The organism is Amycolatopsis sp. DG1A-15b, assembly GCF_030285645.1.
Lineage (GTDB): Bacteria > Actinomycetota > Actinomycetes > Mycobacteriales > Pseudonocardiaceae > Amycolatopsis.
In genome coordinates this window covers 6,746,724-6,772,892 of the sequence record NZ_CP127296.1, presented here as the reverse complement: position 1 = coordinate 6,772,892, position 26,169 = coordinate 6,746,724, and the positions used below count along the sequence as shown (strand labels likewise).

At 70.7% G+C, this 26,169-nt stretch carries 31 protein-coding genes and 1 tRNA gene; 17 read left to right on the top strand and 15 right to left on the bottom strand.

Features of this window, described 5'->3' with window-relative positions; genetic code table 11:
- Positions 1-44: 44 nt before the first annotated feature.
- Together QRY02_RS31070 and QRY02_RS31065 are read left to right on the top strand one after the other, a co-directional pair.
- Positions 45-806, top strand: a complete 762-nt coding sequence (locus QRY02_RS31070) for an aldo/keto reductase (protein WP_353069605.1) — start codon at positions 45-47, stop codon at positions 804-806.
- Between the two features lie 4 nt (positions 807-810).
- Entirely contained in the window at positions 811-984 is a 174-nt protein-coding gene (locus QRY02_RS31065) for a hypothetical protein (protein ID WP_285986378.1), read from the top strand.
- A gap of 5 nt (positions 985-989) precedes the next feature.
- Here the strand turns inward: QRY02_RS31065 and mscL are convergent, their stop codons facing one another.
- The 4 genes from mscL to QRY02_RS31045 form a co-directional block, all read right to left on the bottom strand.
- Entirely contained in the window at positions 990-1,406 is a 417-nt protein-coding gene (gene mscL / locus QRY02_RS31060) for a large-conductance mechanosensitive channel protein MscL (protein ID WP_285986377.1), read from the bottom strand.
- A 62-nt stretch (positions 1,407-1,468) separates the two neighbouring features.
- Positions 1,469-2,086, bottom strand: a complete 618-nt coding sequence (locus QRY02_RS31055; protein ID WP_285986376.1) for an SAF domain-containing protein — start codon at positions 2,084-2,086, stop codon at positions 1,469-1,471.
- A 130-nt stretch (positions 2,087-2,216) separates the two neighbouring features.
- Positions 2,217-2,516 carry an FmdB family zinc ribbon protein gene (locus QRY02_RS31050; RefSeq protein WP_285986375.1) on the bottom strand — a complete coding sequence of 100 codons (300 nt, stop codon included), beginning with the start codon at positions 2,514-2,516 and terminating at the stop codon, positions 2,217-2,219.
- 86 nt (positions 2,517-2,602) lie between these two features.
- Positions 2,603-3,193: a 5-formyltetrahydrofolate cyclo-ligase gene (locus QRY02_RS31045; RefSeq protein WP_285986374.1), complete on the bottom strand. Its 591-nt coding sequence runs from the start codon at positions 3,191-3,193 to the stop codon at positions 2,603-2,605.
- 24 nt (positions 3,194-3,217) lie between these two features.
- Here QRY02_RS31045 and QRY02_RS31040 point away from each other — a divergent pair, with 24 nt between their 5' ends.
- The 6 genes from QRY02_RS31040 (at position 3,218) to QRY02_RS31015 (ending at position 7,860) form a co-directional block, all read left to right on the top strand.
- On the top strand, positions 3,218-4,123 hold the full coding sequence (locus tag QRY02_RS31040) for a UTP--glucose-1-phosphate uridylyltransferase (protein ID WP_285986373.1): 906 nt from the start codon (positions 3,218-3,220) through the stop codon (positions 4,121-4,123).
- Positions 4,120-5,397 carry a molybdotransferase-like divisome protein Glp gene (gene glp / locus QRY02_RS31035; RefSeq protein ID WP_285986372.1) on the top strand — a complete coding sequence of 426 codons (1,278 nt, stop codon included), beginning with the start codon at positions 4,120-4,122 and terminating at the stop codon, positions 5,395-5,397. The genes QRY02_RS31040 and glp overlap by 4 nt, the downstream gene beginning before the upstream one ends.
- Positions 5,397-6,065, top strand: coding sequence for a GNAT family N-acetyltransferase (locus tag QRY02_RS31030; protein ID WP_285986371.1), 669 nt, complete (start codon positions 5,397-5,399; stop codon positions 6,063-6,065). The genes glp and QRY02_RS31030 overlap by 1 nt, the downstream gene beginning before the upstream one ends.
- 163 nt (positions 6,066-6,228) lie before the next feature.
- On the top strand, positions 6,229-7,056 hold the full coding sequence (gene sepX / locus QRY02_RS31025) for a divisome protein SepX/GlpR (RefSeq protein WP_285986370.1): 828 nt from the start codon (positions 6,229-6,231) through the stop codon (positions 7,054-7,056).
- A gap of 54 nt (positions 7,057-7,110) precedes the next feature.
- Positions 7,111-7,183, top strand: a tRNA-Ala gene (locus QRY02_RS31020).
- Positions 7,184-7,347: 164 nt separating this feature from the next.
- Positions 7,348-7,860: a hypothetical protein gene (locus tag QRY02_RS31015; protein WP_285986369.1), complete on the top strand. Its 513-nt coding sequence runs from the start codon at positions 7,348-7,350 to the stop codon at positions 7,858-7,860.
- Positions 7,861-8,045: 185 nt separating this feature from the next.
- On the opposite strand, the gene QRY02_RS31010 is transcribed toward QRY02_RS31015, so the two are convergent.
- Positions 8,046-8,693: an SDR family NAD(P)-dependent oxidoreductase gene (locus QRY02_RS31010; protein ID WP_285986368.1), complete on the bottom strand. Its 648-nt coding sequence runs from the start codon at positions 8,691-8,693 to the stop codon at positions 8,046-8,048.
- A gap of 88 nt (positions 8,694-8,781) precedes the next feature.
- Here QRY02_RS31010 and QRY02_RS31005 point away from each other — a divergent pair, with 88 nt between their 5' ends.
- The 4 genes from QRY02_RS31005 to vanX all read left to right on the top strand — a co-directional run bounded on the left by QRY02_RS31005 (position 8,782) and on the right by vanX (position 11,831).
- Positions 8,782-9,177, top strand: a complete 396-nt coding sequence (locus tag QRY02_RS31005) for a MerR family transcriptional regulator (protein WP_285993961.1) — start codon at positions 8,782-8,784, stop codon at positions 9,175-9,177.
- A 65-nt stretch (positions 9,178-9,242) separates the two neighbouring features.
- Positions 9,243-10,217: a D-isomer specific 2-hydroxyacid dehydrogenase family protein gene (locus tag QRY02_RS31000; protein ID WP_353068000.1), complete on the top strand. Its 975-nt coding sequence runs from the start codon at positions 9,243-9,245 to the stop codon at positions 10,215-10,217.
- Positions 10,210-11,226 carry a D-alanine--(R)-lactate ligase gene (vanA, locus tag QRY02_RS30995; protein ID WP_285986367.1) on the top strand — a complete coding sequence of 339 codons (1,017 nt, stop codon included), beginning with the start codon at positions 10,210-10,212 and terminating at the stop codon, positions 11,224-11,226. Before QRY02_RS31000 ends, vanA begins: the two co-directional genes overlap by 8 nt.
- Positions 11,223-11,831 carry a D-Ala-D-Ala dipeptidase VanX gene (vanX, locus tag QRY02_RS30990; protein ID WP_285986366.1) on the top strand — a complete coding sequence of 203 codons (609 nt, stop codon included), beginning with the start codon at positions 11,223-11,225 and terminating at the stop codon, positions 11,829-11,831. The genes vanA and vanX overlap by 4 nt, the downstream gene beginning before the upstream one ends.
- Here vanX and QRY02_RS30985 read toward each other — a convergent pair.
- Together QRY02_RS30985 and QRY02_RS30980 are read right to left on the bottom strand one after the other, a co-directional pair.
- On the bottom strand, positions 11,795-12,910 hold the full coding sequence (locus tag QRY02_RS30985) for a sensor histidine kinase (RefSeq protein WP_285986365.1): 1,116 nt from the start codon (positions 12,908-12,910) through the stop codon (positions 11,795-11,797). The two genes, vanX and QRY02_RS30985, sit on opposite strands and share 37 nt — an antisense overlap.
- Positions 12,903-13,580: a response regulator transcription factor gene (locus QRY02_RS30980; RefSeq protein ID WP_285986364.1), complete on the bottom strand. Its 678-nt coding sequence runs from the start codon at positions 13,578-13,580 to the stop codon at positions 12,903-12,905. Before QRY02_RS30980 ends, QRY02_RS30985 begins: the two co-directional genes overlap by 8 nt.
- Before the next feature lie 88 nt (positions 13,581-13,668).
- On the opposite strand from QRY02_RS30980, the gene QRY02_RS30975 reads away from it, so the two are divergent.
- Complete coding sequence (locus tag QRY02_RS30975) at positions 13,669-14,145, top strand: D-alanyl-D-alanine carboxypeptidase family protein (RefSeq protein ID WP_285986363.1); 477 nt, start codon at positions 13,669-13,671, stop codon at positions 14,143-14,145.
- Here QRY02_RS30975 and QRY02_RS30970 read toward each other — a convergent pair whose 3' ends face one another.
- The gene (locus tag QRY02_RS30970) at positions 14,146-14,997 is read right to left on the bottom strand and encodes an NAD(P)H-binding protein (RefSeq protein WP_285986362.1); all 852 of its coding nucleotides are present in this window, start codon (positions 14,995-14,997) and stop codon (positions 14,146-14,148) included. It abuts the gene before it with no gap.
- 62 nt (positions 14,998-15,059) lie between these two features.
- On the opposite strand from QRY02_RS30970, the gene QRY02_RS30965 reads away from it, so the two are divergent.
- Both QRY02_RS30965 and QRY02_RS30960 read left to right on the top strand, forming a co-directional pair.
- Positions 15,060-15,968: a helix-turn-helix transcriptional regulator gene (locus QRY02_RS30965; RefSeq protein WP_285986361.1), complete on the top strand. Its 909-nt coding sequence runs from the start codon at positions 15,060-15,062 to the stop codon at positions 15,966-15,968.
- A gap of 48 nt (positions 15,969-16,016) precedes the next feature.
- Complete coding sequence (locus QRY02_RS30960) at positions 16,017-17,399, top strand: hypothetical protein (protein ID WP_285986360.1); 1,383 nt, start codon at positions 16,017-16,019, stop codon at positions 17,397-17,399.
- A 7-nt stretch (positions 17,400-17,406) separates the two neighbouring features.
- Here QRY02_RS30960 and QRY02_RS30955 read toward each other — a convergent pair whose 3' ends face one another.
- Positions 17,407-17,601 carry a hypothetical protein gene (locus QRY02_RS30955; RefSeq protein ID WP_285986359.1) on the bottom strand — a complete coding sequence of 65 codons (195 nt, stop codon included), beginning with the start codon at positions 17,599-17,601 and terminating at the stop codon, positions 17,407-17,409.
- Positions 17,602-17,746: 145 nt separating this feature from the next.
- Positions 17,747-19,045 (bottom strand): cytochrome P450, encoded by a 1,299-nt coding sequence (locus tag QRY02_RS30950; RefSeq protein ID WP_285986358.1) that lies wholly within the window; start codon positions 19,043-19,045, stop codon positions 17,747-17,749.
- Between the two features lie 183 nt (positions 19,046-19,228).
- On the opposite strand from QRY02_RS30950, the gene QRY02_RS30945 reads away from it, so the two are divergent.
- Together QRY02_RS30945 and QRY02_RS30940 are read left to right on the top strand one after the other, a co-directional pair.
- On the top strand, positions 19,229-19,426 hold the full coding sequence (locus tag QRY02_RS30945; protein ID WP_285986357.1) for a hypothetical protein: 198 nt from the start codon (positions 19,229-19,231) through the stop codon (positions 19,424-19,426).
- 14 nt (positions 19,427-19,440) lie between these two features.
- A complete protein-coding gene (locus tag QRY02_RS30940) occupies positions 19,441-21,582 on the top strand; it encodes a putative bifunctional diguanylate cyclase/phosphodiesterase (protein WP_285986356.1) in 2,142 nt (713 codons plus the stop codon).
- Here the strand turns inward: QRY02_RS30940 and QRY02_RS30935 are convergent.
- From QRY02_RS30935 to QRY02_RS30915, 5 genes are all read right to left on the bottom strand, one after another.
- Positions 21,525-22,445: a DMT family transporter gene (locus QRY02_RS30935; RefSeq protein WP_285986355.1), complete on the bottom strand. Its 921-nt coding sequence runs from the start codon at positions 22,443-22,445 to the stop codon at positions 21,525-21,527. The two genes, QRY02_RS30940 and QRY02_RS30935, sit on opposite strands and share 58 nt — an antisense overlap.
- 27 nt (positions 22,446-22,472) lie before the next feature.
- Positions 22,473-24,593 carry an MMPL family transporter gene (locus QRY02_RS30930; RefSeq protein ID WP_285986354.1) on the bottom strand — a complete coding sequence of 707 codons (2,121 nt, stop codon included), beginning with the start codon at positions 24,591-24,593 and terminating at the stop codon, positions 22,473-22,475.
- Between the two features lie 159 nt (positions 24,594-24,752).
- The gene (locus QRY02_RS30925) at positions 24,753-25,001 is read right to left on the bottom strand and encodes a hypothetical protein (RefSeq protein ID WP_285986353.1); all 249 of its coding nucleotides are present in this window, start codon (positions 24,999-25,001) and stop codon (positions 24,753-24,755) included.
- Positions 24,998-25,339 (bottom strand): ArsR/SmtB family transcription factor, encoded by a 342-nt coding sequence (locus QRY02_RS30920; RefSeq protein ID WP_285986352.1) that lies wholly within the window; start codon positions 25,337-25,339, stop codon positions 24,998-25,000. The genes QRY02_RS30925 and QRY02_RS30920 overlap by 4 nt, the downstream gene beginning before the upstream one ends.
- A gap of 105 nt (positions 25,340-25,444) precedes the next feature.
- On the bottom strand, positions 25,445-26,164 hold the full coding sequence (locus tag QRY02_RS30915; RefSeq protein WP_285986351.1) for a DUF2786 domain-containing protein: 720 nt from the start codon (positions 26,162-26,164) through the stop codon (positions 25,445-25,447).
- Between the last annotated feature and the right edge of the window lie 5 nt (positions 26,165-26,169).

Genomic DNA, 26,169 nt, shown 5'->3' with positions numbered 1-26,169 from the left:
GGTTTCGGGGCGATGCACCTGCCGACCGAAGCCGGGCCGGCGCGATCGCCGTCGCCCGGCGGGCCGTCGAGCTCGGTGTCACGCTCATCGACACCGCGCACCTCTACGGCGGCGGAGCCAACGAGGAACTGCTCGCCGAGGCCCTGCACCCCTATCCCGGCGAGCTGCTGATCACCACCAAGGTCGGCGTCGCGCGAACCGGGCCCGGCGGCGAGTGGCGGCTCGACGCCCGGCCCGAAATCCTGCGCGACCAGGTCGACCAGGCCCTGCGCCGGCTCCGCGTGGAGCGGATCGAGCTGCTGCAGCTGCACCGCGTCGACCCGGAAACGCCGTTGGCCGATCAGCTCGGCACGCTCCGCGAGCTGCAGTCCGCGGGGAAGATCGGCCTGCTCGGGCTGTCCGAAGTGACTGTCGACGAGCTCGCTCGGGCCCGTGAACTCGTCGAGATCGTCAGCGTCCAGAACCGCTACAGCGTGCTCGACCGTGAGCACGAGCCGGTCCTGCGGGCCTGTGCGGCGGCGGGAATCGCCTTCCTGCCTTGGCGGCCGGTGGCACCGGCCGCGGCAGGCGGAGCGGAGATCGCCGCTGTCGCGGGCGAGGTGGGTGCCACCTCCGCCCAGGTCGCCCTCGCGTGGTTGCTGGCCCGATCACCAGTGGTCCTACCGATTCCGGGCACCGGCCGGATCACGCACCTGGAGGAGAACGTCGCCGCCGCGGGGCTCGCGCTGACCCCTGAGCACCTGCGCCGCCTCGATGCGCTCGGTCAGCTCTCTGGAGTTGTCAAAGAACGCGTCGTGGGAGACTGAGGGCATGTCCGGCGAGAAACGCGACCCCAAGGCCGGCAGCGAGCAGCGCCGCCGGGTCGATGAGATCTTCGGGGACGTCCTGCCCGAGACGACCTCCGACGAGCGCGACCCCGAGCGGCGCACCGGTCTCCCGGACGACTGGTACCGGGAGAACCGGCCACCGCACCACGACCGCTGACCTCGTCAGTCGCGGTCGTTGCCGCGCTGGCTCTGCTGGGCGCGCAGCAGGTCGCGGATCTCGATCAGCAGCTCCACGTCCGTCGGCTCCGACGGGCCCGGCTCCTGGCCGCGCTTGCGGCGCTCCTGCACCTTCTTGACCGGCATCACGATCACGAAGTAGACCACCGCCGCGACCAGCACGAAGTTGATCGCCGCGTTGATCACGCCGCCGAAGTCCAGGAACGTGGCTTTGTTGTTGTCGAAGATCTGGTATCCGAGGCCGTTCGCGGCCTCCGTGCCGCCGATCGTGCTGATCAGCGGCTTGATCAGGCCGTTGGTGAACGCCGTGACGATCGCCGTGAACGCCGAGCCGATGACCACCGCCACGGCCAGGTCGACGACGTTGCCGCGCATCAGGAAGTCCTTGAAGCCTTTGAACACCTTTTTCTCCTCACGAGCCACCAACCGGAAGGGGACGCCCCGCCCGTCTGGGCGGGCGGAGGCTAGCGGAGAGTAACCGTTACCGGACGCTCCAGTGAAATCGCCGCCACCTTCGTTGCCGCGGCCTCCGACAGCCGGAGCAGCACCAGCGGCCCCTTGAGCGTGGCCGGCTCCTGGTGCCCTACCGTCACGACCGTCGCCCCAGCGGCCAGCACGGAGGCGGGCGCGGCCGGCTCCGGCGCCGCGACGACGTCGACGCGTTGGCCGGGCCGGAGCAGCGCGGCGACGGCCACGTCGGCCAGCCGGACCGGCACGGTCGCCGTGCCGGGATCACCCGGGGCGGGGACCGTCGCCAGCCGGACGTCGGTCAGCGGCTCGCCGGCCCGGACGGCGCCCGCCAGCAGGCGCCCGTCGACGGCGTCGAGGGTGCTCAACACGCCCATCGGACGTGCTTCGTCGGAGAGGTCGGCCAGCCGGACATCGGCAGCGCTCAGCGTCGCGCCGGAAGGAAGGTCGTGGGCCGCGAGGACGGTCGGTGCGCCTCGTGCGGAGCCGGGGTGGACGAGCGACAGCCCACCCAGGACGAGCAGGCCGACGGCGAGCCAGCGGCGGATCAGCCGCGTCCGCCGGCTCGGCAGCCGGGTCGGATGAAGTGCGCGGAGCTTCGGCAGGACGTCCACGGGGCCCCCTCGGCCGGATCGGGTGCGGCGGTGTGCCGCACAAGATCGACGTTAGGGAAGCCGGACGGGCCGCCGGAAGGGCCACGTCCGGCATCTGTGGACAACCGGGGTGTTGTGGATAACTCGCGGGTCAGGACGCCGCGGCGGCCGTCTTCGTCGTGGTCGAAGAGGAGGATGCCGAGCTCGTGTCCGGCTTCGACTCCGTCTTGGTCTCGGTCTTCGCCGGGGCGGGCGCGGTGCTCGACTTGCTCGAGTCGCGCGAGTCCGTGCGGTAGAACCCGCTCCCCTTGAAGACGACGCCGACCGAGCTGAAGACCTTGCGCAGCACCCCGGAGCACTGCGGGCAGACGGTCAGGCTGGGGTCCGAGAACGACTGCACGGCTTCGAACCGGTGGTCGCATTCTTTGCAGGCGTACTGGTACGTAGGCACTGACGGCTCCTTTGCTGGCACTCATCCGACCTGAGTGCTAACCCGATTGTGCGGGAAAACCTTCCCGAAAGGCAATTCCTGGTTGCTCACACCGGCAGTTCGACCACGCCTCGACCGGGCGTCAAGGCCCCGGTCATCCGCACGTCGTGCGGCTCCCCGGGCAGCCGTTCGACCAGCTCTTCGTCCCGGACGACGGCCAGCAGCGTAGCGCCGGCCGCGGCGAAGACCAATGAGCGGTCGTAGTGGCCCGCCCCGCGCCCGAGCCGGACGCCCCGGCGATCCACGGCCAGCGCGGGCACCAGCACCAGTTCCGCCGCGCCCACGGCCTCGGTACCCAGGCGTTTCCCGCCCGGCTCCCGGATGCCGCGGAACCGGCTGGGCACGAGATCGGCCTCGCCCGTGTACTCGGCCCAGTCGAGCGGGCCCGGCGCCGGCAGGATGACGGGCAGCAGGACCCGCGCGCCGCCGGCCGCCAGCGCGTCGACGAACGCCGTCGTGCCCGGCTCGGTGCCGAACGGCAGGTACGCGCACACGGTGCTCGCTGTGACCTTCGCCACCGCGCTGACCAGCGCCGACGCCTCCCGGGCGTGGGATTCGGCTGTCTGTTCCGCCCGGGCGCGCGTCACCCGGTCACGCCACTCCGCCTTGCTCAGGTGCTCATTGCCCAGCGCGTGCATGACCTCACGTTAGGCTCTGCGCCCATGACGGGCGCCGCATCCACCCAGACGTTCAGAACCGCCATCGTGCCTGCCGCCGGCCTTGGGACACGGTTCCTCCCGGCGACGAAGGCCGTGCCCAAGGAGCTCCTGCCGGTGGTGGACACCCCGGGCATCGAGCTGGTCGCGGCCGAGGCCGCCGCCGCCGGCGCGGAACGCCTGGTCATCGTGACCTCGCCGGGCAAGGACGCCGTTGTCCGGTACTTCGAAAAGCAGCCCGAGCTCGAGCAGAACCTCGAGGCCAAGGGCAAGACCGAACTGCTCGCGAAGGTGCGCCGGGGTACCGATCTCCTCGCCGTCGAAACCGCCATCCAGGAACAGGCCCTCGGCCTCGGCCACGCCGTCGCGCAGGCCGAGCCGAACCTGCGCCCGGACGACGAGGCCGTCGCCGTGCTGCTCCCGGACGACCTGGTGCTGCCCACCGGCGTGCTCGAGCGGATGGGCGCGGTCCGCGCCCAGTACGGCGGCAGCGTGCTCTGCGCGTTCGACATCCCGAAGGCCGAGATCTCGCCGTACGGCGTCTTCGACGTCACCGACACCGACGACGAAGACGTCAAGCAGGTGCACGGGATGGTCGAGAAGCCGAAGCCGGAGGACGCGCCGTCGACCTACGCCGCGGCCGGGCGGTACCTGCTCGACCGGGCGATCTTCGACGCCCTCAAGCGGATCACCCCGGGCAGCGGCGGCGAGCTGCAGCTGACCGACGCGGTCGCGCTGCTGATCAGCGAGGGACACCCGGTGCACGTCGTCGTCCACCGCGGCGGCCGCCACGACCTGGGGAATCCGGGTGGTTTCCTGCGCGCCGCGGTCGATTTCGCGCTTGAAACGCCCGAGTACGGTCCATCTTTACGGGCGTGGCTGACGGAACGGATCGGGACAGAGCGCCCATGACGGAATCCCTCGACGCGGCGCGGCCGGAAGCGGCCGGGGACGAGGCCGAGCTGCGCTCGGTCGACGCGCAGATCTCGATGACCTTGGACGCCGCCGTCCGGCCCCAGCCGGTGCGCGTGGCGATCTCCGAGGCCCAGGGCCTGCTCTGCGCCGAGGAAGTGGTCGCCGAGCACGCGCTGCCCGGGTTCGACCAAGCCGCGATCGACGGGTACGCGGTGCGCAGCGTCGACGTCCGCAACGCCGGGCAGGAGCCGGTGCAGCTGCCGGTCGTCGGGGAGATCGCGGCGGGTTCACGCCAGCCGCGCCGGCTCCAGCCCGGCCAGGCCGTCCGGGTCGACACCGGCGCGCCGCTGCCGACGCTGGCCGACGCCGTCGTGCCGCTCGCCTACACCGACGGGCACCAGGCCAAGGTCACGGTGCACCGCTCGGTGCCGTCAGCGGGGTACGTGCGGCGGGCCGGCGAGGACGTCCAGATCGGGGACGTCGCGGTGCGCCGCGGCGACACGATCGGCTCGGCCCAGGTGGGCCTGCTGGCCGCGGTCGGCCGGGCGAAGGTCCTGGTCTACCCGCGGCCGCGGGTGTCGATCGTGTCGGTCGGCGACGAGCTGGTCGACGTCGACCGGACGCCGTCGGTCGGGCAGGTCTACGACGTCAACTCCTACGCGCTGTCCGCGGCCGCCCGGGACGCGGGTGCCGAGGTCAGCCGGGTCGGCATCGTGCCGAGCGACCCGAAACGGCTGCGGGAGGTCGTCGAAGGCCGGCTGCTGATGTCGGAGATCGTCGTGGTCGCGGGCGGCGCCGGGGGCGCCACCGGCGACGAGGTCCACGCCGCGCTGTCCGACCTCGGCCGGATCGACATGACGCGGGTGGCGATGCACCCCGGCTCGGTGCAGGGGTTCGGCAGGCTCGGCCCCGACTCGGTGCCGACGTTCCTCATCCCGGGCAACCCGATGAGCGCGCTGGTGGTGTTCGAGGTGCTGGTGCGGCCGCTGATCCGGGCGGCGCGCGGGACCCGGAACCCGCACCGGCGGATCGTCGGCGCGCGGCTGCTGTCGCCGGTCACCTCGACCGAGGGCAGGCGCGGCTTCCTCCGCGGCCAGCTGCTGCGCGACGAGGCCAACGGCGAATACCTGGTCCAGCCGCTCGGCCAGTCCGGGGCGCACCTGCTCGCGTCGCTGGCCGAAGCGAACTGCCTGATCAACGTGCCGGAAGAGGCGACCGAAGTCCCCGCCGGGGAACAGGTCCAAGTCACCTTCCTGGCGCAACGGGCCTGATGAACTCCGTGTCGGGCGTGTCCTACCCGGTCGAAAGCCGGCACCCGGGCTGGCCGGCTCGGCTCGGCCCGCTGCGCGTGCCCGCGGGCGAGGTCGCGATCCGGCCGGTCCGGCTGCGCGACGCCGGCGAGTGGAGCCGGATCCGGCTCCGGGACCGCGCGCACCTCGAAACGTGGGAGCCCACCGGCGTCGGCCCGTGGCCGGAACGCAACGCCTTCTGGTCGTGGCCGTCGCAGTGGGCGGCGCTGCGTTCGCTCGCTCGGCGTGGTCAGTGCCTCCCGTTCACCATCACCCTGGACGGTCGCCTGGCGGGGCAGATCACTGTGGGTAACGTCATCCGGGCGTCGCTGCGGTCGGCCTGGATCGGCTACTGGGTGTCGTCCGAGGTGGTCCGCGGTGGGGTCGCGACGGCTGCCGTCGCGCTCGTCACCGACCACGCCTTCGGACCGGCCGGGCTGCACCGGCTGGAGGCCACCGTGCGGCCGGAAAACGCCGCCAGCCTGCGGGTTCTCACCAAAGCGGGCTACCGGCGGGAAGGCCTGTTCGAGCGTTATCTCGACGTCGCGGGCGGGTGGCGGGACCACTACTGCTACGCCTTGACGCGCGAGGAAACCGGGGCCGGGCTGGTGTCGCGGCTGGTCGCGGCGGGCCGCGCCGACTACGCCTGAACGTGATTACCCACCCGGGGCGGTAGCCGCGTTACCACATGCTGTGAGTTTCACCTAATCCGGTGAGGCTTTTCCGTGATCCAAACCGGCGAGTCTCCGCCCGATCTGTTACTCCTGTGACTAACGTGATTCGTGGTGGAAGGATCGGGGGAGGTGACGGGAGATGCCCAGCTCCGTGATCATCGTCGCGCTCGCCGCGGCATGGCTCGTCGTACTCGTGCCCATGGTCGCGCGTCGGCGGCAGCAGGTCGCGAGAACGGCCGACTCGGCGCTCGCGGCCAGGGTCGTGCGCAGTGGACGCAACGAAGACCGGGAGGAATTCGCCATGTCCGACGATTCCGGGAAGTCCCGGCCCTCGGTGGAGGACGACCTCGCCGAGCTGGAGGCCGAGCTCGAACTCGAAGACGACCTCGAGGAACCGGACCCCGAACCCGAGCCGCTCCCGCAGCCGGCCCGCGGCTCGCGAGCCGAGCGTGACCGCGCCGGCTACCGGCCCGGCCGCGGCGGCTTCGACCCGGAAGCCGCCGAGATCGCGGCCCGCGCCAAGTACGGCTTCCGGCAGCGCATCGTCGTCATCCTGCTCGTGATCGCGGTGATCACCGGGGTCGTCGCGGGCTTCGTCGTCCCCCTCGCCTGGTGGGGCCACGGCGCGATCGACGTCGTGCTCGTCGGGTACCTCGTGTACCTGCGCCGCCAGGTGCGCATCGAGGAGGAGATCCGGCAGCGCCGGCTCGCCCGCTTCAACAGCACCCGCGCGCCCCGGCGTCCCGCTCCGTCGGCTTCGGCTTCGGTGGAGGAAGAGGACCACGCGGAAACCGAGGACGTGGAGGTCGTCGAGCCGGTCCGCCGCCAGGTCGTCGAGCGCCGCCCGTCCCCGACATCCCGCGTCCGCCGCAGCGCGGTCGTCGTCGACCTCGACGACGAGGACCCGGCGTTCGAGGAGCTCGACGAGCCCGGAACCGGCCCGTACCGCCGCGCAGTCGGGGAGTGACCCCCCTGCAGGAGGTGCTCGTAGGGCACTGCTAAGCTCTACGAGCACAACCAAGGGGCTGTAGCGCAGTTGGTAGCGCGTCTCGTTCGCATCGAGAAGGTCAGGGGTTCGATTCCCCTCAGCTCCACAGCAGGTCAAGGGCCGTCCACAGTAGAGTGGACGGTCCTTTTCGTTGCCCTTATGCGGCCAACTGGGTGAAGTAGTGACTGGGCATCAACGGCATGCCGGTGTGGGGCGTGTGTGCCGCCGGAGACCTGGAACGACCGGGTTGTCGGCGACAGGAGAACACTGATGAGTTTCATGCGACGAGCCGTGCGAAGCGCGGCAGTGGCCGCCGGGATCGCGCTCACCATGGCGATGGCGCTGGCCACGCCGGCCGAGGCGGACGCGAACGGCAGTGTCCTGGTTGGCGGTGGACGGGCTTCTGCGGCGCCGGCACAGCCGGCGGGTACCGCCGCAACCGCCTACTGGGCATCGGTACCCGCCAACGGCAGGGTCAACTGTTTCAACTACTGGGGCACCTTCAAGCAAGGCACGGACGTCTTGGTCGTCGACTGGGCGACCAGCAGCACTAACGAGTGCTTCGGCATTGCGCCTGACCGCACGATCTGGCACGCCTGGACCGGTTCGGGCGGCTGGAAGGTCATGCCCGGCAATGGCCGTGCCGACTACATCTACGACGTCGGGGAGAACGTCGCCAATGGGGCTCGCGTGGTCATGGTCTCGGTGGCGGGTAGCACCTCGCTCTGGTGTCAGTACTACTACCGCGATGGCGGTTGGACTGGCTCGTGGCCGGTCTGTTGATGGGCTGACTGATCGAGTCGTTGCCGTGGGTCAGCTGTGGTGACCGGGCCGCGCCCGGCCCGGTCACCACAGCTGACCCAACCGCTGGTCGAGAGCACCTCCGAGGCCACGTGCCCGCGGAGGGCGCGGGCCTTTTGCGCGGAGCTTCCTTGTTTGTGGGGGGTGCAACCCCCACGCCTCGCCCGTCAGGGGTGCACTATTTCCTGGTTCCACTCGTGTCGCTGTTCCCTGTGCAGGCGCCAATAGTGCTCCGCGATGTCTTCGGGGTCGAACCCTGTGCCCGGGGCGATCGGACCGTCCACGGTCACGGATGCGAAGTGGACGCCGGCTGGTCCGTACTGCTTGTCCAGCAGTGTCACCAGTGCTCGTACTCCGGCCTTGCCGAGGGAGAGACTCACGTACTCGGGTTTCGGCTCGGGCATTCCGCCCGTGATGATGAACGAACCGCTGCCGCGCTGTGCCATCGCCGGGGCGATGTGGGCGGCGGCGGTGATCGCTCCCACCACGTTGACCGCCCAGGCCTCCTGGTGAGCCCGTACGGACAACTCGCCGGGCCGGTCCGGCTGGATGATCGCCGCGTTGTACACCACGGCCTCCGGTATGCCGAACTTCGCCGTTGCCGTGTCGAGTGCGGTGCGCAGCGCTGTCTCGTCGGTGCTGTCCGCGGTCAGCGCGGTCACTGGGACTCCGGTCGGGGTGAGGGCGGCGGCCAGCGTCTTCAGCTTGTCCTCGGACCGGGCCACCAGAGCTACGGGCAGCCCCTCCCGTGCGAATCTACGAGCCACCGAGAGGCCGAGGCCCGGTCCCGCTCCGATGATCACCACGCCCGGCATCGTTGCTCCTTCGCCTTCCTTCGTCACCGACGACGAAAGGCTAAAGTCTCACATCGGTGAGAAGGTCAAGGGGGAACGAGGGGTTCAGGTGCGGATCGGTGCGTTGGCCCGGAGAACCGGAGTGAGCGAACGGCTGCTGCGCTACTACGAGGAGCAGGGCCTGCTCCGGCCGGCCCGGCGGGCGAACGGCTACCGCGAGTACGGCGAGCCCGACATCGTCACGGTCGGGCGCATCCGCGCTCTGCTCGCCGCCGGACTGCCCACCACCGTCATCGCGCAGATCCTGCACTGCGTGCACACCGACGGCGAACGGCTCGTTCCCGAGCCGTGCCCGGACATGGTCACTCACCTCCAGCGGGAACACGCCCGGATCGACGAGGCGATCGGACAGCTCCGGGCCTCCCAGCGCGCACTCGGCGCACTTCTCACGGCCGCGCAAGAACAGCACGACAAGCACGGGGTAGCATCGATTACTCGTGAGTAACTTATTCTCGGTGTATCGAAAAGCCCATACGTGCCGGCAACGCCACGCTCCCTTGAATGGGCGGCATGAGCGAACCGGCACTCGGGATGACGATCTATGGGTGTGAACCCGACGAGGCCGTGCTGTTCCGGGAGCTGGCGCCGCGCTTCGGCGTGACGCCGACCATCATCGACGCGGCGGTGTCCGAGACCAACGCCGCGCTGGCGGCCGGCAACCGGTGCGTCAGCGTCGGCCACAAGACTCCGGTTGCCCACGAGACTCTGCTCGCGCTCAGCCGAGTCGGCGTCACCTATGTCTCCACGAGGAGCGTCGGCTGCGACCACATCGACGTCGGATACGCCGAGCACGTCGGCATTTCCGTCGGGAACGTCGCCTATTCGCCGGACAGCGTGGCCGATTACACCCTGATGTTGATGCTGATGTTGGTGCGGGACGCCAAGTCCGTCCTCCGCCGCGCGGACGAGCACGACTACCGGCTGAACGACGTGCGGGGGAAAGAGCTGCGCGATCTGACCGTCGGGGTGATCGGGACCGGACGGATCGGTGCGGCGGTCGTGGGGAGGCTGCGTGGCTTCGGCTCCCGCGTGGTCGCCCACGACAGCCATCCGCACGCGGACGTCGAGTACGTGCCGCTGGAAGAACTCCTGCGGCTGAGTGACATCGTCACGCTCCACACGCCGCTCGACGCCGGGACGCGCCACCTCCTGGATCGCCGTCGGCTCGAGCTGATGAAGCCCGGAGCGTTCGTCGTCAACACCGGGCGAGGACCCCTTCTCGACACCGAGGCGCTCGTCGCGGCGCTGGAAAACGGCAGGCTGGGCGGCGCCGCGCTGGACGTCCTCGAAGGGGAAGCGGGCATCTTCTACGCCGACTGCCGCGACCGGCCCGTCGAAAGCGACCTGCTGGTGCGGCTGCAGAAGCTGCCGAACGTGCTCGTCAGCCCGCACACCGCCTACTACACGGACCACGCGCTCAGCGACACCGTCGAAAACTCCATCGTCAACTGCCTGAACTTCGAAAGCGGGAAACGGCATGAATAGGCTCAAGGTCGGGATCATCTTCGGGGGCGTCTCCGAGGAACACCCCGTCTCCGTGAAGTCCGCGCAAGAGGTCGCGCGGCACCTCGACACCGGTAAGCACGAACCGTTCTGGATCGGGATCACGAAGGACGGCGCCTGGAAACTCTGCGACGGCCCGGAAGCGGGCTGGGAAGCCGGGAAGACGGCCGTTCTGTCGCCGGACCCGGGTGTTCCCGGTCTGCTGGTCCTCGACGACGGGAAGTACGACACCATCGGCCTGGACGTGGTGCTGCCCGTGCTGCACGGCAAGTTCGGCGAAGACGGCGTGGTGCAGGGCCTGCTGGAACTCTCCGGGATTCCTTACGCGGGCTGCGATGTCCCGAGTTCTGCCCTGTGCATGGACAAATCCCTCGCTTACGTCGTCGTCGGAAACGCGGGCATCGCCACGCCGAACTTCCGGATCGTCCGAGCGGGCGAAGAAGTCGAGGGACTCACCTATCCCGTCTTCGTGAAGCCGGCCCGTTCGGGGTCGTCCTTCGGGGTCAGCAAGGTTTCCCGCGAAGAAGAGCTGGCGGCGGCGATCGCGACCGCGGCGCAGTACGACTCGAAGGTGTTGATCGAGGAGGCCGTCGCCGGGAGCGAAGTCGGGTGCGCCGTCCTGGGGAACGGCCAGGAGCTGTTCGTCGGCGAGGTGGACCGGATCGCGCTGTCCCACGGCTTCTTCCGGATCCACCAGGAAGACACCCCCGAAAGCGGCTCCGAGAACTCGACGTTCATCGTGCCCGCCGACATCCCGGCCGAAACCCGCGCACGCGTCCAGGAGACGGCGAAAGCCATCTACCGCGCGCTGGGGTGCGGCGGACTGGCCCGGGTGGACATGTTCCTCACCGACGACGGCGCGGTGGTCCTCAACGAGGTCAACACCTTGCCCGGTCTGACGTCGTACAGCCGCTACCCGAGGATGATGGCGGCCGCCGGGGTGCCGCTCTCGGAACTGATCGACCGGATCGTGGCCGGGACGGCCCGGTGAACGACGACTTCGCCTTCGTGGACGAGCTCGTGCCCGGCATCCGCTGGGACGCCAAGTACGCCACCTGGGACAACTTCACCGGCAAACCGGTGGACGGGTACCTGGTCAACCGGATCGCCGGCACGAAGACCTTGTGCACCGCACTGGGCGAGGCGCAGGAAAAGGCCGCGTCCCTCGGCTTCGGCCTGCTGCTGTGGGACGGCTACCGGCCGCAACGCGCCGTCGACTGCTTCCTGCGCTGGGTGGACCAGCCGGAGGACGGCCGGACGAAGCTGTGGCACTACCCGAACATGGACCGGGCCGCGATGTTCGCCAAGGGGTACGTCGCGGCGAAGTCGGGCCACAGCCGGGGCAGCACCGTCGACCTGACCCTCTACCACCTCGGCAGCGGCGAGCTCGCGTCCATGGGTGGCGGCCACGATCTGATGGACGCGATCTCGCACCACGGCGCGCGGAGGATCTCGCGCCTCGAAGCGGGGAACCGCCGCTACCTCCGGTCCCTCATGGAGGACTGCGGGTTCGCCGCGTACGAGCGTGAATGGTGGCACTACGGCCTGAAGGACGAGCCCTACCCGGACACGTACTTCGACTTTCCCGTCGCGTAGCCGAGCGAGATCGGCAGCCGGACGGTGACGCGGAGGCCGCCCGCCGGCCGCGGAGCAAGGGTGAGCGTCCCGTCGTGGGCCTGGGTGATGCTCTTGACGATGGCCAGGCCGAGGCCCACCCCCGCCTGGTCGGTGCGGATGCGCTCGGTGCCGCGCTGGAAGGGTTCGGCGAGGGTGGCGACCAGCGGCTGCGGGAGGTGTTCGCCGGTGTTCTCCACGGTGAGCACCACGGTTCCGGGCTCGATGCCGGTCGTGACCCACACCGCGCCCTGCTCGGGCAGGTTGTGGACGATCGCGTTGTGCACCAGGTTCGTCGTCAGCTGCAGCAGGAGCGCCGGCGAGCCGAGGGTGGGCGCGGCCTCGCCGGACGTCTCGACGGTGACCCCTCGCTTCTCGGCGAGGAGCAGGAGCGTTTCGGCGGCTTCTTCCGCGACCAGGGACAGGTCGACGCGGTCGCGGCTGAAGGCCCGCTGTTCGGCGCGGCTGAGCAGCAGCAGGGCTTCGGTGAGTTCGATCGCTCGCGTGTTGACGACGCGAAGCCGTTCGTCGAGCTCGTCGGTGGTGCGCTCGGGGTCGTTGCGGGCGACGTCGAGGAGGCTCTGCGTGATCGCCAGCGGGGTGCGCAGTTCGTGGGACGCGTTGGCGGCGAACCTGCGCTGCTCGGCGACGTGCGTCTCGAGCCGGGAAAGCATGGTGTCGAAGGCGTCGGCGAGCTCGCGGAACTCGTCGGCGCGCCCGGGCAGCCGGATGCGGTGGGACAGCGATCCGTCCGCCGCGACGCGCGTGGCGTCGGTGATGCGCGTCAGCGGGGCGAGCATCCGGCCGGCGAGGACCCATCCGCCCAGCAGCCCGAACACCAGCAGGAAGACGATCACGACCGCCATGAACGGGACGAAGGCGCGAACCAGGCGCGAGCGGTTGATCCAGAAGTTGCCCTCGGTGATGATCCAGCCGTTGGGCAGGAAGTACAGGTAGAAGGCCAGCACCGCGCCCATCAGCAGGATGCCGGCGAGCATGACGAAGCCGGCGTAGCTGAGGGTGAGTTTGAGGCGGGCGCTCAGCCCGGGCTCCCTATCCACGGTTCTCGTCCCCGGTGTCGATGCGGTAGCCGACGCCGGGCACGGTCGCGATGATCCCGGGTTCGCCGAGCCGCTTGCGCAGCACGGAAACCGTGATGCGCACGGCGTTGGTGAACGGGTCGGCGTTCTCGTCCCACGCCCGTTCCAGCAGTTCTTCGGCGCTGATCACCCCGCCTCCGGCCGCGACGAGGACTTCGAGCACGGCGAACTGCTTGCGCGTCAGGGCCACGTACCGGCCGTCGCGGTAGACCTCGCGGCGGAACGGGTCCAGGCGCAGGCCGGCGATTTCGTGCACCGGCGGCCGGTTGTGCGCGCGCCGCCGGTCCAGCGCCCGGAGCCGGAGCACGAGTTCCCGGAGTTCGAACGGCTTGGTGAGGTAGTCGTCGGCGCCGAGCCCGAACCCGGTGGCCTTGTCGTCGAGCCGGTCGGCGGCGGTGAGCATGAGGATCGGCATCCCGCTGCCGGAGGCGACGATGTGCCGCGCGATCTCGTCACCGGACGGGCCGGGGATGTCGCGGTCCAGGACGGCGATGTCGTAGGTGTTGACGCTCAGCAGCTCCAGCGCGGTGTCGCCGTCGCCGGCGGTGTCCGCCGCGATGGCCTCCAGCCGGAGGCCGTCGCGGATGGCGTCGGCCAGGTAGGGCTCGTCCTCGACGATCAAGACACGCACCCGCCCGATGCTACGAGCGGGCGCCTATCGGGCGCATATCGGAAACCGCGTACGCACCGGCAACACCGCGCTGCCTTGACTGGCCGCCATGACCTCCAGTCAACGCACGTCCCTCGGCCGGGGACACGGCGCCGTGCCGGACGGCCTGCCGGTCCACGACGACGAGTCCCCGGCCGTGGCCAACCTCGATCCCGACCTGCTCGACGCCCTGCGCCGGGCCGCGGCGGACGCGGCGGCCGACGGGGTGGCGTTCGTCGTCAACGGTGGCTGGCGTTCGTGGGCGTACCAGGAACAGCTGCGGCGTCAGGGGATCGCGAAGCACGGCTCGGAAGCGGCCGCGGCCCGCTGGGTGACGACCCCGGACAGGTCGGCGCACGTGCGGGGGCAGGCGGTCGACATCGGACCGCCCGCCGCCCGGAAGTGGCTGGCCGAACACGGCGCCCGGTACGGGCTGTGCCAGATCTACCGCAACGAACCGTGGCACTACGAACTGCGGCCCGAAGCCGTCGAACACGGGTGCCCGCCGATGTACGCCGATCCGTCGCAGGACCCGCGGATGCGGTGATCACACGAAGTCCGCCGCGTGGTCACGCGCCCATTCCGCGAGCGTGCGCGCGGGTCGGCCGGTCACCTCCGGCACCGTCGACCGCACCACGTCGGGCGTCTCGACCGTGTCCGCCCAGTAGTCGAGGAGCATCTTGATGATGTCGTCGCCGACGCCGTAGGAGCGCATTTCGGTGCGGAACTCGTCCGGCGTGGTCTCGGTGAAGTGCAGCTCCCGGCCGACGGCCGCGCCGATCGCGGCGAGCTGCTCGATCCTGGTCAGCGCCTGCGGGCCGGTCATCGGGTAGGTCTTGCCCGCGTGGCCCGGCTCGGTGAGCGCCACCGCGGCGACGGCGGCGATGTCGGCCTCGTGGATCGGGGCCTGCGCGGACGTCGGGTACGGCCCGCGGACGCCGCCGGTGAACCGGATCGGCTGGGCCCAGGGCAGCAGGTTGCCGGCGAAGGTGCCGGGCCGCAGGATCGTCCAGCTCGCCCCGCTGTCGCGGACGGCGTCCTCGATCGCGGAATGGTGGAGCTGGCTGGCCGATCCGCGGTCACGCTCGTGTTCGAGAGCGGCGGCGAGCGAGGAAAGCAGCACCAGGTGCACGGATTCGGCGGCCGCCGCCTTGACGAAGCCGGCCACCTCGGCGGCCGGGAAGACGAACACGCTGTCGACGCCGTCGAACAGGCCCTCGGGCGGCGCCGCGGCCAGGTCACCGGCGATCAGCTCGACGTCCGCGGGCAGGCCGGCCGCTTCGGGGGAGCGGGTCAGCGCTCGCACGTGGTGCCCGCCGGCGAGCAGTTCGCCGACCAGGTGGCGGCCGACGGTGCCGGTGGCGCCGGTGACGAGGACGGTCTTGGTGTTGGTGTTCATGAGACCCATGGTGCAAGGTATTGCGGCAAGATCCTTGCCGCGATCCGAGGCAATGTGGAGCCATGCCGAATCCGACTTCCCGCCTGCTGGCGCTGCTGACCCTGCTGCAGACCCGCCCGTCGTGGACCGGCGCCGAACTGGTCGAGCGGCTCGAGGTCAGCCCCCGGACCGTGCGCTACGACATCCGGAAGCTGCGTGACCTCGGCTATCCGGTCGAGGCGATTCCCGGGGTCGCCGGCGGCTACCGGCTGAGTGCCGGGACGTCCATGCCGCCGCTGCAGCTCGGCGACGACGAGGCCGTGGCCATCGTCATCGCGTTGCGGACGGCCACCGGCAGTGCCGAGCTGGGTGAAGCCGCGGGCACCGCACTGGTGAAGCTCGAACAGGTGCTGCCGCGGCGGCTGCGGGGGCGGGTCGCGGCCATGCGTCAGTACACGGAGGCCGCGCGAGCCCCGGGCGGTGTCGACCCCGACCTGCTGATCTTCCTCGCCGGCGCCTGCCGCGACCACCGCCGGGTCCGGTTCGACTACAAGGAGGCTCGTCGCGAGGTGGAGCCGCACCGCGTCGTCCAGGTGGGGCGGCGGTGGTACCTCGTCGCCTTCGACCCGGCCCGCGACGGCTGGCGGCAGTTCCGCCTCGACCGGATGACGGTGAAGCGCCCGGAAGGGGCGAGGTTCGTCCCCCGCGAGGCACCTTCCGCGGCCGACGTGGTGCACGGCATCGACGCCGTCTTCGCCCGCCACCGCGCCGTCGTCCTGGTCGACGCGCCGGCCGCGCGGATCACGGCCAGGCTGCCCTCGACCGTGCCCGTCGAGCTGGTGGACGACGAGCGCTGCCGCGTGCACGCGACGGGCGAGTCCCCGGCCGCGCTCGCGCTCAACCTGCTGATGCTGGACGCGGACTTCGAGCTCGAACAGTCCTCGCCCGAGCTGGACGCCGCACTCGCCACCCTCCGGCGGCGGCTCGGCTGAGCCGCGGGTTGTACGTCCTCTGTACGCCTCCGCCGGATCATCCGCCGCATGCTGAGAACGGGCTTGTTCACCCTGATCGCCGCCCTGTGCGCGGTGCTGCTCCCGGCGACGGCGGACGCCGCGCCCGCGCCGGGCGTGCGCGCCAGCTACGCGAACCCGGTGCGGACCGACGGCCACGTCGACGCCGCCGCCACGATCGACCGGCTGCGGGCGATGAACGCCGGCACCTACGCCTTCCTCGTCCAGAACGAGACCGACTGGCACGATCTCGAGGCGTTCCTGCCCGAGGCGCAGACGGCGGGGCTGACCGTCTGGACCTACCTCGTGCCGCCGACCGAATGCCCCGGCGGGACGAGCTGCGCCGAATACCTTCCCTTCAAGAAGGACTACGTCGCCTGGGCGAAGGGCATCGGTGCGCTGGCGCAGCGCTACCCGGTGCTCAAAGCGTGGGCGATCGACGACTTCAACCACAACCTGCCGTTCTTCACGGCGACCTACACCAAGCAGATCCGCGACGCCGGCCGCGCGGTGCAGCCGGGCCTGGAGTTCTACCCCGTGGTCTACGCGGACGCGATCACGTCGTCCTTTGTGGACACGTACGGCGGGATCATCGACAGCCTGATCATGCCGTTCCGGGACGACCCGCACCGCGACACGCTGTGGACCGGCGGCTTGAGCACCCAGCTGGACACCCTCATCGCCCGGCTGGCCGCGAAGAACCGCAAGCTGATCCTGATGGTGTACGCATCGACGCTGTCGGCCACCACGGTCGCTCCGGACGTCGCTTACGTGCGCACGGTGACCGCCGTCGGCGTGCAGTACGCCGCCGCGGGCAAGATCGCCGGGGTCATCCAGTACGCGCTGCCGCTCACGCCCGGCCGCCCGCAGAAGTCGGACGAGTCGTTCGCGCACACCGGAACCGGCGGACTCGTCTTCACCGTGCACCCGGACACGGCCACCAAGGCGGGCGACTTCGCCGCGGCGAGCACGACCATCCGGCTGGACGAAGGCTCGAGCTCGTGCCGGCTGGTGCTGTGGCACAGCGACGACCGGGCCGGCACCAGCCCGGCCGGGTACCACTTCAAGCAGGCCCAGGTCGGAGGCACGCAGGTCTGGCAGCGCGATGTCGCCACCGAGGGCACGGACTGGTACACCTCGGCGCCGATCGACCTGACCTCCCGGCTGACCGGCGGATCGGCCACCTTGACACTGCGGCTGTTCGAGGCGAAGGCGGTGGCGGACTACGAGGTCGTGGCCCGCTTCGACGACGTTTCGCTGACCGGCTGCCACGTCGCGAACCCCGATTTCGAAACCACGGGCGGGTGGACGTTCAGCCGGGGGAACGGTGCGGTGAACGTCGGCCAGCACAACTACGACCCGGCGTACTCGACGTCGGTGCTCGACGCGGTCGGTCAGCTGTACGCGGCCTGATGGCCGGCTAGACGATTGATGCGTAACTCGGTTTGTGGTCGGTGAGCAGGTGGGGTTCGTGGTCGCAGATGGCCATGAGCACCTGCCGCTCGTCGATCTTCGGGTCGGCCAGGGCCCAGGCGACCGGTAGCCCGGGCATCCGCATCGGCAGAAACCGCAGCCAGCGTGCTTCGGAGGTGAACCCGAGCAGGGCTTGGGCCACGGCCAGGGTGACCAGCTCGGCGTCGGTGAGCTGTCGTCACAAACGGATCTTGAACACCCTTCGCCCATCTCCCGTCATCACCCGGACTTACGCATTACAGGCGCTGGGCCGGGTCGCGGTAGCGGTGCAGCAGGCCGGGCGAGGGCTACCGGGGAACCACCGTCATCGGGAGGTTGTCGGGATAGGCGGCTGACGTGAACTTCACCCGGACCGGCTTGCCCGCCACCGGGACCAGCCGCCAGCGGGCGGCCACCGTGGCCAGTGTGATGACGATTTCGTTCTGGGCGAAGCGGTTTCCGATGCACTGCCGGGTGCCCGCCCCGAACGGCACGAACGCGCCCTTGGGCACCGTGGCCGCCCGGTCCGGGGCCCAGCGGTCCGGGTCGAAGCGGTCCGGGTCGGCGAACGACGTGGGGTCGTGGTGGAGCGCGTGCGGGCTGACGATCACCTCGGCGCCCTCCGGCAGCCGGATGCCGCCGAGGTCGACTTCGGTGAGGGTGCGGCGCATCAGCATCCACAGCGGGTACTGGCGCAGCACCTCGTCGACCACCTGCCGGACGTAGGTCAGCCGGGGGAGGTCGTCGACGGTGACCGGGCGGCCGCCCAGTACCTCGTCGAGCTCGGCGTGCACCCGTGCCTCGATGTCCGGGTGCCGGCCGAGCTCGTGGAACGTCCAGGCCAGCGCCAGCGCGGTCGTCTCGATGCCGGCGGTGAGCAGGGTGAGCACCTCGTCCCGCGCCTGCTCGTCGGTCATGCCGGCCAGCAGCAACGTCGACAGCAGGTCGCCGCGGTCGCTGCCTTCGCGGCGCCAGTCGCGGATCACCTCCATGACGATTCCCTGCATCCGGGCGATCGCCTCGTCGAACCGCCGGTTCCCGGGCACCGGGAGCTTTTCGACGAACTTGGGCGACAACGCGCGAATCATCCCCTGCTGGATGATCACGTAAATCGACCGGCGGGCTTCGGCGATCGCCGCTTTTCCCAGCTCGGTGGAAAACAGCGCTTCGCCGACGATCGTCACCGCCAGGCTCTGCATGTCGTCGTCGATCGGCCGCACTTCACCGGCTCGCCACGAGCCGCTCATCTCCGCCGCCGCGCGCCGCATGATCTCCGCGTACGCCGCCAGGCGGTCGCGGTGGAACGCCGGTTGCATCAGCCGGCGCTGCCGCAGGTGGAAGTCCCCGTTCGAAAGCACCAAGCCATTTCCGACGAACGGCCGGAACTTGTCGAACATGGCGCCCTTGCGGAACTTCGGACCCTCGTTCACCAGCACTTCGTGCACCAATCGCGGGCTCGCGACGAAGTAGACCGGTGCCGGGCCGAGATAGAGTTTGACGACTTCGCCGTGCCCGGGCAATGTATCGGTGAATGCGAAGCGTCGCCGGAGGAGTGCCGGGGTGTGCCCGAGAAAAGGCCACCGGCCCGGTGCGACCGGGACGCTCATGCGTACTCCTCGTTGCGCCATTGTGCGGATTCCCCAAGGAGACGGCTTACGGTAGGCGCGTCCGGTCGAACGGGACAGTGCCCGATCGGGTGGTGTGGGCTCACGCGGATGGCCCAGTAGCCGAACCACGGGGAATCGCTAAGCTCTTTCCGATCCTACGGCTGAACAAGCCTCACTGAGAAGGTGTTCTTCGTGACACGATTACCGGCTTGGGTTCCACCGGGTGCCGATATCCCCGTGCCCGGCAGCGCCCGGGCACCCGGCTCCGGCGGCGCGGTCGAAGAAGTGGTGATCAAGGAAAAGCGCAGCCCCGATCGGGGATACCTGCGGACGCACGTTGCGGTTTCCGCGCTTTCCGGCGGAAGCGGTCGCAAGATCTGATGCGGACCTCTCCCATGCCGATGATCGAACCCCAGCCGGACCAGCCCGCCGCACCCGGTGCGGACCGCGGGCGGACCCGGCTCGCCCGGAAATGGGCGTACCTGCTCAGCGGCGTGACCGTCGTGTCGCTGAGCCGGGAGGAGCTCGACGTGGAGCTCGGCGGCCTGCTGGGCACGCTCTGCGATTCGCTGCACCGCGGCGATTCCCCGCACCGCACGCCCCCGGACCTGACCCCGGCCGAGCGGATCGGTGCGCGGCTGGTCGCCCTCGGCTACGTCGGCGAGCCCGGGCTGCGGTGCACGCTCGAGGTCCTCGGAAAGGGCCTGCCCGCGCTGCCCGAATTCCAGGCGGTGCCGGGCGTCGCGGACCGGGTCGTCGCGGCGCTGGGCGCGCTGTCCTGCGGCTTCCTGCTCGCGCACGAGCGCAGTGTCCTCGACCAGCAGGAGATCATGCACCTGTCGCTGCTCAAGGCGGTGCGGGACGCCCAATGGAACCTGAAGCAGAGTGAAGCGCGCTTCGAGGAAGTGGTGTCGTCGTCGGCGAGCGGGATCGCGGTCGTCGCCCTCGACGGCCGGATCGTGCGGGCCAACGCGGCGCTGGCCGAGATGCTCGGGCACCCGGTCGGCGAGCTGGCCGGCTCGGTGCTGTACGACGTCGTCCACCCCGACTCCGTCGAGGTCCTCCGCGACACGATGATGGCGCTCCTGGACGGCGGCAAGGAGCGGATCCGGCAGTCGGAGCGGCTGCTGCGCCGGGACGGCGACGTCGTCCGCATCTCGCTCACCGCCTCGCTGCTGCGCGACGCCGAAGACCGCCCCTCCCACTTCGTCGTCGTGATCGAGGACGGCACCGAGCTGATGCTGCTGCAGGGCGAGCTGAGCCGCCAGGCGCTGCACGACGTCCTCACCGGGCTGCCCAACCGCCAGTACTTCGGCACCCACCTGGAGACAGCGCTGCGGCGCGCCGACCCCGCGTACGGCGTCACGCTGTTCCACGTCGACCTCGACGCGTTCGGCATGGTCTGCAACAGCCTCGGCCGCCGGGTCGGCGAGCAGCTGCTGGTGCACTTCGCGCAGCGGCTCAAGGCGGTGATGGCCCGCGAAAAGGCGATGATCGCGCGGTTCCACAGCGACGAGTTCGGCATCCTGATCGAGAACACCGAGTCGACGCCCGACATCGACACCATCGTGCGCGCGATCAACGACGAGCTCGCCGAGCCGTTCTTCGTCGACGGGCACGGGCTCGCGCTGTCGGCCAGCGCCGGGGTGGTGCACCGGCCGGCGAAGGGCATCGACCCGCTGGAGCTGCTGCGCCAGGCGGATCAGACGTTGTGGCGCGCCAAGGAGCGGCGGCGCGGCCAGTGGAAGATGTTCGACCGGGAGGCCGACGCCCACGACCGGCGGACGCAGGCGGTGGCCGTCGGAATGGCCGGCGCCTGGGAACACGGCGAGATCGGTGTGCGGTACCGGCCGATGGCGCGGCTGGCGGACGGCGAAGCCGCCGGCGTCGAAGCCCGCCTGCACTGGAACCGGCCGGACGACACGGCCCTTTCGCACGAGTGCTGCCTGGAGCTCGCCGAGTCGACCGGGCTCGTGCTGCCGCTCGGCGACTGGGTGCTGCGCGCGGCCGGCCGGCAGGGCGAATGGTGGCGGCAGCGTGCCGGATTCGGCCTCCCGATGGTCGCCGCCCTGACCCGGCACCAGGTGGCCGACGAGGCGCTCGGCACGCGGGTGACGCGCCTGCTGCGCGACACCGGCCTGCCGCCCGGGCAGCTGATGCTCGGCGTTCCGGCCGGGGCGCTGCCGGTGTCCGGCGTCATCGAGAACGTCACCGCGCTGGCCGACCTCGGCGTGCGCGTCATGCTCGACGAGTTCGGGCTGGGGCCCGACGACCTGCGGGCGATCGAGGAGCTGCCGGTGGACATCGTGCGCGTCGACCGGCGGCTCGCGGAGTGGCAGGCGTGGTCGGACTCGACGTTCCTCGGCGCCCTGGTGCCCCTGGTCCGGCAGGTCGGCGCGACGCTCGTCGTCGACGGGATCCACACCGAGGACCAGGCGAACTGGTGGCGCACGGCCGGCGCGGAGCTGGCGACCGGCGACTACTTCGGGGTGGCCAGGCCGCCGGCCGAGCTCGCCGGGCAGTTCGCCCGGGTCTGAGGCTGCCACCGGGTCAGCCCGACGGCGACCAGCACGACCGCCATGCCGCCGAGCACCCGGGGCGTCAGCGGTTCGCCGAGGAAGAGCGCGCCGAGCGCGACCGACACCACAGGCAGCAGGTAGCCGACCGTGGCCGCCGCGGTCGGGCCTTCGTCCGCGATGAGCCGGTAGTTGAGGTAGAAGGTGATCCCGGTCCCGAAGACGCCCAGGATCGTCACCGCGACGACGGCGGTGAGCGTCAGGTGCGGCGCGGTGGACGCGACCGGCAGCGCCAGCGCGGTCAGCGCGGTGGCTGTCATCAGCTGCGCGGCCGACAACGCGAGCGGAGCGCCGTCCGCCGGCAGTTTCCGCGCCATGTAGGCGAACGCGATCGCGTAGCTGAGGCCGGCGCCGAGCAGCGCGAGCGCACCCGTGCTCAGCAGCCCCGACTGCTGCCACGGCGCGAAGATCACCACGATGCCGGCGAAGCCGAGGGCCAGCCCGAGCAGCCGTGCGGGGTTGAGCCGCCGTTCCGTCCCGAGCGCGACGCCGATCAGCAGTGACCACAGCGGGGTGGTGGCGTTCATGACGCCGGCGACCCCGGAGTCGACGGTGCGTTCCCCGATGCCGAACAGCGCGAACGGCAGCGCGTTGCAGAAGAACGCGGCGATGATCAGCCGGCCCCAGGTCCCGCGGTTCCGTGGCAGCCGCTGCCGGGCCGCGACGGCCATGACCAGGAGCGTCAGCGCGCCGAGGGCGCACCGGACGAGGGTGAGGTGGACGGGGCTCAAGCCGGTCAACGCCAGCTTGATCCAGAGGAAACCCGAGCCCCACAGCAGGGCCAGCACCACTATGCGCGCCGAGGCGCCCCGTCCACCGTTCATGAGAGCAACGGTGCCGAACAAGATCCGTCAGGACAAGCGAAGAGTTCTGGAGGGAGCTTTAAGGGTTTCTACACTGTTTTGGCGCCAAAGCCGGTCACCGAACAGCGCCAGCGCGGCGGGCAGCAGGACGCCGCGGACGACCGTCGCGTCGAGCAGGATCGCGAACGCCATGCCGAGGCCGAGCATCTTGTACTCGATCGCGGCGAGGCTGAGGAAGACGCTGAACACCCCGGTCATGATCAGTGCGGCGCTCGTCACCACGCCGGAACTGCTCGCGGTGCCTTCGACGATCGCCTGCCGGGCCGGCACCTCCGGGCGCCGGCGTTCGCGGATCCGGCTGAGGATGAACACGTGGTAGTCGGTGCTCAGGCCGAACAGCAGCACGAAGAGGAACATCGGCAGCCAGCCGAGCACTCCGCCGTAGGGCGTGAAACCCAGCAGCGGCGCCAGAAAGCCGCCCTGGAACACGAGGGTGAGCACGCCGTAGGCCGCGCCGGCCGACAGCAGGTTGAGCAGGATCGACACCACCGGCACCGCGACCGACCGGAACACCACGAGCAGCAGCACGAACGCGAGCAGCAAGATGAACCCGAAGGTGTACGGCGCCCGGGCGAGCACCTGCGTGGTGAAGTCGTGCGCTTCGGCGGTCCGGCCGGCCACCGCGTAGCCGACTCCGTCGATCCGCCCGACCGTCTGCGGCAGCAGGGTTTCGCGCAACGTCGTGAGGGTGCGGCTCGCCGCTTCGTCGTTGCCGGTGCCGCCGAGCGGGATCCGGACGACGAGCGCCTGGTCCACCGGCACGACGACGGCCGGTCGCGGTACCGCCGCGGTGAGCTCCCCGATCGCCCGGCGCAGCGCGGGCGTGTCGACCGGGCCGCCGCGGGTGTTCCAGAGGACGACGTGCGCGGGCATGGTCAGGCCGGGAAACGCTTCCTGGACGCGCACGGCCGCGTCGATCACCGGGATGCTGCGCGGCAGGCTTTCGGCCGGCGCCGGGTCCTGCAGCCGCATGCCCAGCGCGGGCAGGGTGAGCAGCACGAGCAGTGCGGTGGCGAGCCCGCTCCACAGTGCGGGCCGCCGGGTGACGACGGTCGCCACGGCGGCCCAGAAGCGGGAGCGCGTCGAACGGCGGCCCAGCCACGGGATGCGGCCGCGGTCCACCCGGGAGCCGAGCAGGGAAAGCGTCGCGGGCAGCACGGTCACCGCCGCCAGTACGGCCAGGGCGACGACGATGATCGTGCCCGCGGTCAGGCCTTGGAGGTTGTCGAGACCGGTGAACAGCAGGCCGGTCACGCACAGCACGACGGTCAGTCCCGACACGACGATCACGTGCCCCGACGTCCGCGCGGCGATCCGGATCGACTCGTCGACGCCGTGGGCGCGTTCCTCCCGGACCCGGCGCAGGAAGAACAGCGAGTAGTCGACGCCGACGGCCATCCCGATCAGCAGCGTGATCGCGGAAGTCGCGCTGTTGACCGGGATCCAGTTGTCCACAACGGACAGGAAGCCGAAGGTGGCGAACACCGCCGTGCCCGCCAGCAGGACCGGGACCGCGGCGGCGACCAGCGAGCCGAACACCACCAGCAGGATCAGCACGGTGATCGGGAGCGAGCGGGCTTCCGACCGCCCGATGTCCTCCTTGATGCTCTTGTCGACCGCGCCGGACACGGTGAGGTCGCCGGCCTGGGCCAGGCGCACGTCCGGGTGCCGGACGGCGACCGCGTCGACGGCCGCGGTCGCCGTCGCCAGGCTCGACCGGATTTCGGTGCCGGTGCCGGTGATCCGGAAGGTGACCAGTTCCGACCGGCCGTCGGCGGAGACCTGGGAGCGGATGTCCGCGGCCGCGCCCGACGTCGTCAGCGTGGTTACCAGGTCGGCCGCGGCCGCTCGGGACCGGGGCTGGACGAGGACGTTCTCCCAGAAGGGTTCGCGGGTGTGCTGGCGGTCGAGGACGGCTTGGCCGGTACCGGCGTCACCGGCGGGGCTCGACCGTGCGTCGGTGCCGGGGGCGAACGTGCCGACGGCCCAGGCCAGCGCGACGAGCGCCAGCCAGCCGAGGATCGCGGCGGCGCGGTGCCGCAGCGACCAGTTCGTGACGGCTTCGACCACCGGTCCCCGCCGGTGAGCCGGGGTGCCTGCAGGCAGCATGAACTAAGGTCCTTTTCGTGAAGGGGTGATCCGATGAGAACTCGCCCTCGGGCGAGGTGGTTGCTTCTTCCTCCTGGGCCGCCGAGTTGCCGCTCGGCGGTCCAGGGCCTCAACTGCGTTTTGGGGGGCTCCGGGTGGCGGAGCCCCGGTTGTCACAGCTCAGTCGACCTCCTTGAGCACGCGTTCGATGGACCGCAGCCGGTCCTGGACGTCCTTGAGCTGCCGCTCGGTCTCTTCCTGGGTCCGGACGGCTTTCTCGGCCAGCGACCGGTATTCGTCCTCCCGCGCCAGCTTCGCCTTGGCGCGCCAGGTCGAAGCCAGCTGCACGATCGCGATCGACAGCACGACGGTGATCAGGACGAAGACCCCGGTCACGCCGATGATCTCCTGCCACTGGTGCCAGTTCATTTCCGTCCCTCCTCGCCGTCCCCCTGGACGGATTCCGGTGTGGTGAGCGTCGGCACGGCGGCCGCGATCGCCTGCGGCGTCAGCACGGTGGAGAACGGCGTGACCTCGTAGAACCGCATCGTCTTGCCGTCTTCGCCGACCTCGGAGCTGGCGGTGACCAGGCCGGCGGCTTCCAGCTTGCGCAGGTGGACCTGCAGCAGCGCCCGGCTGATCCGCAGCTCGCGGGCCAGCTTGCTGACGTAGGTGCGTTCCGCGTGCAGGGCCGCGACGATCCGCAGCCGGTGCGGGTTGCCGAGGGCGCCCAGCTGCCGCAGGAGCTCGTCGCCGGTCGTCCACATGCAAACAAAAGTTAGCAGGTATCGGCCCGGATGGCCATCGGGGTGCTCCCCGAGATCACATCGGGGGGTTCGGGCCAGACGTGCCGCCCGGGAGGGAATTCGCGCTCAGCGCAGGGCTTTCCGGCGGCGGGTCAGCGCGGCCGGGTCGAGGTTCGCCCGGGTGCCGGCGTCGTGGCCGTCGAGGTAGCCGCTGCCGGACAGCCGCCGGGGCGAGGCGGCGCGCAGGTCGCCGTACTCCGAGTCGAACGCGTGCTGCACCATCTGCGCGCGGTCGCGGACCACCAGGGCCGCCGACCGCTCGCCGGGTACCGCCGTGCGGACGGCTTCCTGTTCGGCGTGGGAAAGCCGTTCGTGGACCGCGCGGGCGAAGCCGTGCAGCCACGTTCGCCGGTACGCGGCCAGGGATTCGCCGGGGAAGAACCCGCCCGGCCGGACGCGGGTCAGCTGCGTGCTCGCCTGCAGCAGGAGGCTGGTGAACAGCAGTTCCACCCGGCCGAGGTCGGAGCGGAACCCGAACACCGTGACGCTCTCGACCTTCTGGCCGAGGCGGTGCAGCAGCGTCCGGCAGCGCAGCGGGTACGCGACCGAGGTGAGCAGGCTCGCCTTCTCGCGGCTGTACGGGTCGGCGATGGGGATCTTCAGCGTGCCGATCTCGTCGGTGCCGGCCCCGGACGCGGCGAGCATCGCCTGGTCGATGCCGTACCGCGCGACGAGTTCGGCGGCCTTCTGGTTGTACGCCTCGGCTTCCGCCTCGGTGACCGCCGGGTCTTCGGCCTTGGCCAGCAGCTTGCGGATGCGCTCGAGCTGCGGGTCTGACTCGGTCATGCCGA

Coding starts and splice junctions, on each gene's coding strand:
- QRY02_RS31065 (WP_285986378.1), top strand. CDS start 811: ATGTCCGGCGAGAAACGCGACCCCAAGGCCGGCAGCGAGCAGCGCCGC.
- QRY02_RS31045 (WP_285986374.1), bottom strand. CDS start 3,193: ATGCACGCGCTGGGCAATGAGCACCTGAGCAAGGCGGAGTGGCGTGAC.
- QRY02_RS31040 (WP_285986373.1), top strand. CDS start 3,218: ATGACGGGCGCCGCATCCACCCAGACGTTCAGAACCGCCATCGTGCCT.
- glp (WP_285986372.1), top strand. CDS start 4,120: ATGACGGAATCCCTCGACGCGGCGCGGCCGGAAGCGGCCGGGGACGAG.
- QRY02_RS31030 (WP_285986371.1), top strand. CDS start 5,397: ATGAACTCCGTGTCGGGCGTGTCCTACCCGGTCGAAAGCCGGCACCCG.
- sepX (WP_285986370.1), top strand. CDS start 6,229: ATGCCCAGCTCCGTGATCATCGTCGCGCTCGCCGCGGCATGGCTCGTC.
- QRY02_RS31015 (WP_285986369.1), top strand. CDS start 7,348: ATGAGTTTCATGCGACGAGCCGTGCGAAGCGCGGCAGTGGCCGCCGGG.
- QRY02_RS31010 (WP_285986368.1), bottom strand. CDS start 8,693: ATGCCGGGCGTGGTGATCATCGGAGCGGGACCGGGCCTCGGCCTCTCG.
- QRY02_RS31000 (WP_353068000.1), top strand. CDS start 9,243: ATGAGCGAACCGGCACTCGGGATGACGATCTATGGGTGTGAACCCGAC.
- vanA (WP_285986367.1), top strand. CDS start 10,210: ATGAATAGGCTCAAGGTCGGGATCATCTTCGGGGGCGTCTCCGAGGAA.
- QRY02_RS30975 (WP_285986363.1), top strand. CDS start 13,669: ATGACCTCCAGTCAACGCACGTCCCTCGGCCGGGGACACGGCGCCGTG.
- QRY02_RS30970 (WP_285986362.1), bottom strand. CDS start 14,997: ATGAACACCAACACCAAGACCGTCCTCGTCACCGGCGCCACCGGCACC.
- QRY02_RS30965 (WP_285986361.1), top strand. CDS start 15,060: ATGCCGAATCCGACTTCCCGCCTGCTGGCGCTGCTGACCCTGCTGCAG.
- QRY02_RS30960 (WP_285986360.1), top strand. CDS start 16,017: ATGCTGAGAACGGGCTTGTTCACCCTGATCGCCGCCCTGTGCGCGGTG.
- QRY02_RS30950 (WP_285986358.1), bottom strand. CDS start 19,045: ATGAGCGTCCCGGTCGCACCGGGCCGGTGGCCTTTTCTCGGGCACACC.
- QRY02_RS30940 (WP_285986356.1), top strand. CDS start 19,441: ATGCCGATGATCGAACCCCAGCCGGACCAGCCCGCCGCACCCGGTGCG.
- QRY02_RS30935 (WP_285986355.1), bottom strand. CDS start 22,445: ATGAACGGTGGACGGGGCGCCTCGGCGCGCATAGTGGTGCTGGCCCTG.
- QRY02_RS30930 (WP_285986354.1), bottom strand. CDS start 24,593: ATGCTGCCTGCAGGCACCCCGGCTCACCGGCGGGGACCGGTGGTCGAA.
- QRY02_RS30925 (WP_285986353.1), bottom strand. CDS start 25,001: ATGAACTGGCACCAGTGGCAGGAGATCATCGGCGTGACCGGGGTCTTC.
- QRY02_RS30920 (WP_285986352.1), bottom strand. CDS start 25,339: ATGTGGACGACCGGCGACGAGCTCCTGCGGCAGCTGGGCGCCCTCGGC.
- QRY02_RS30915 (WP_285986351.1), bottom strand. CDS start 26,164: ATGACCGAGTCAGACCCGCAGCTCGAGCGCATCCGCAAGCTGCTGGCC.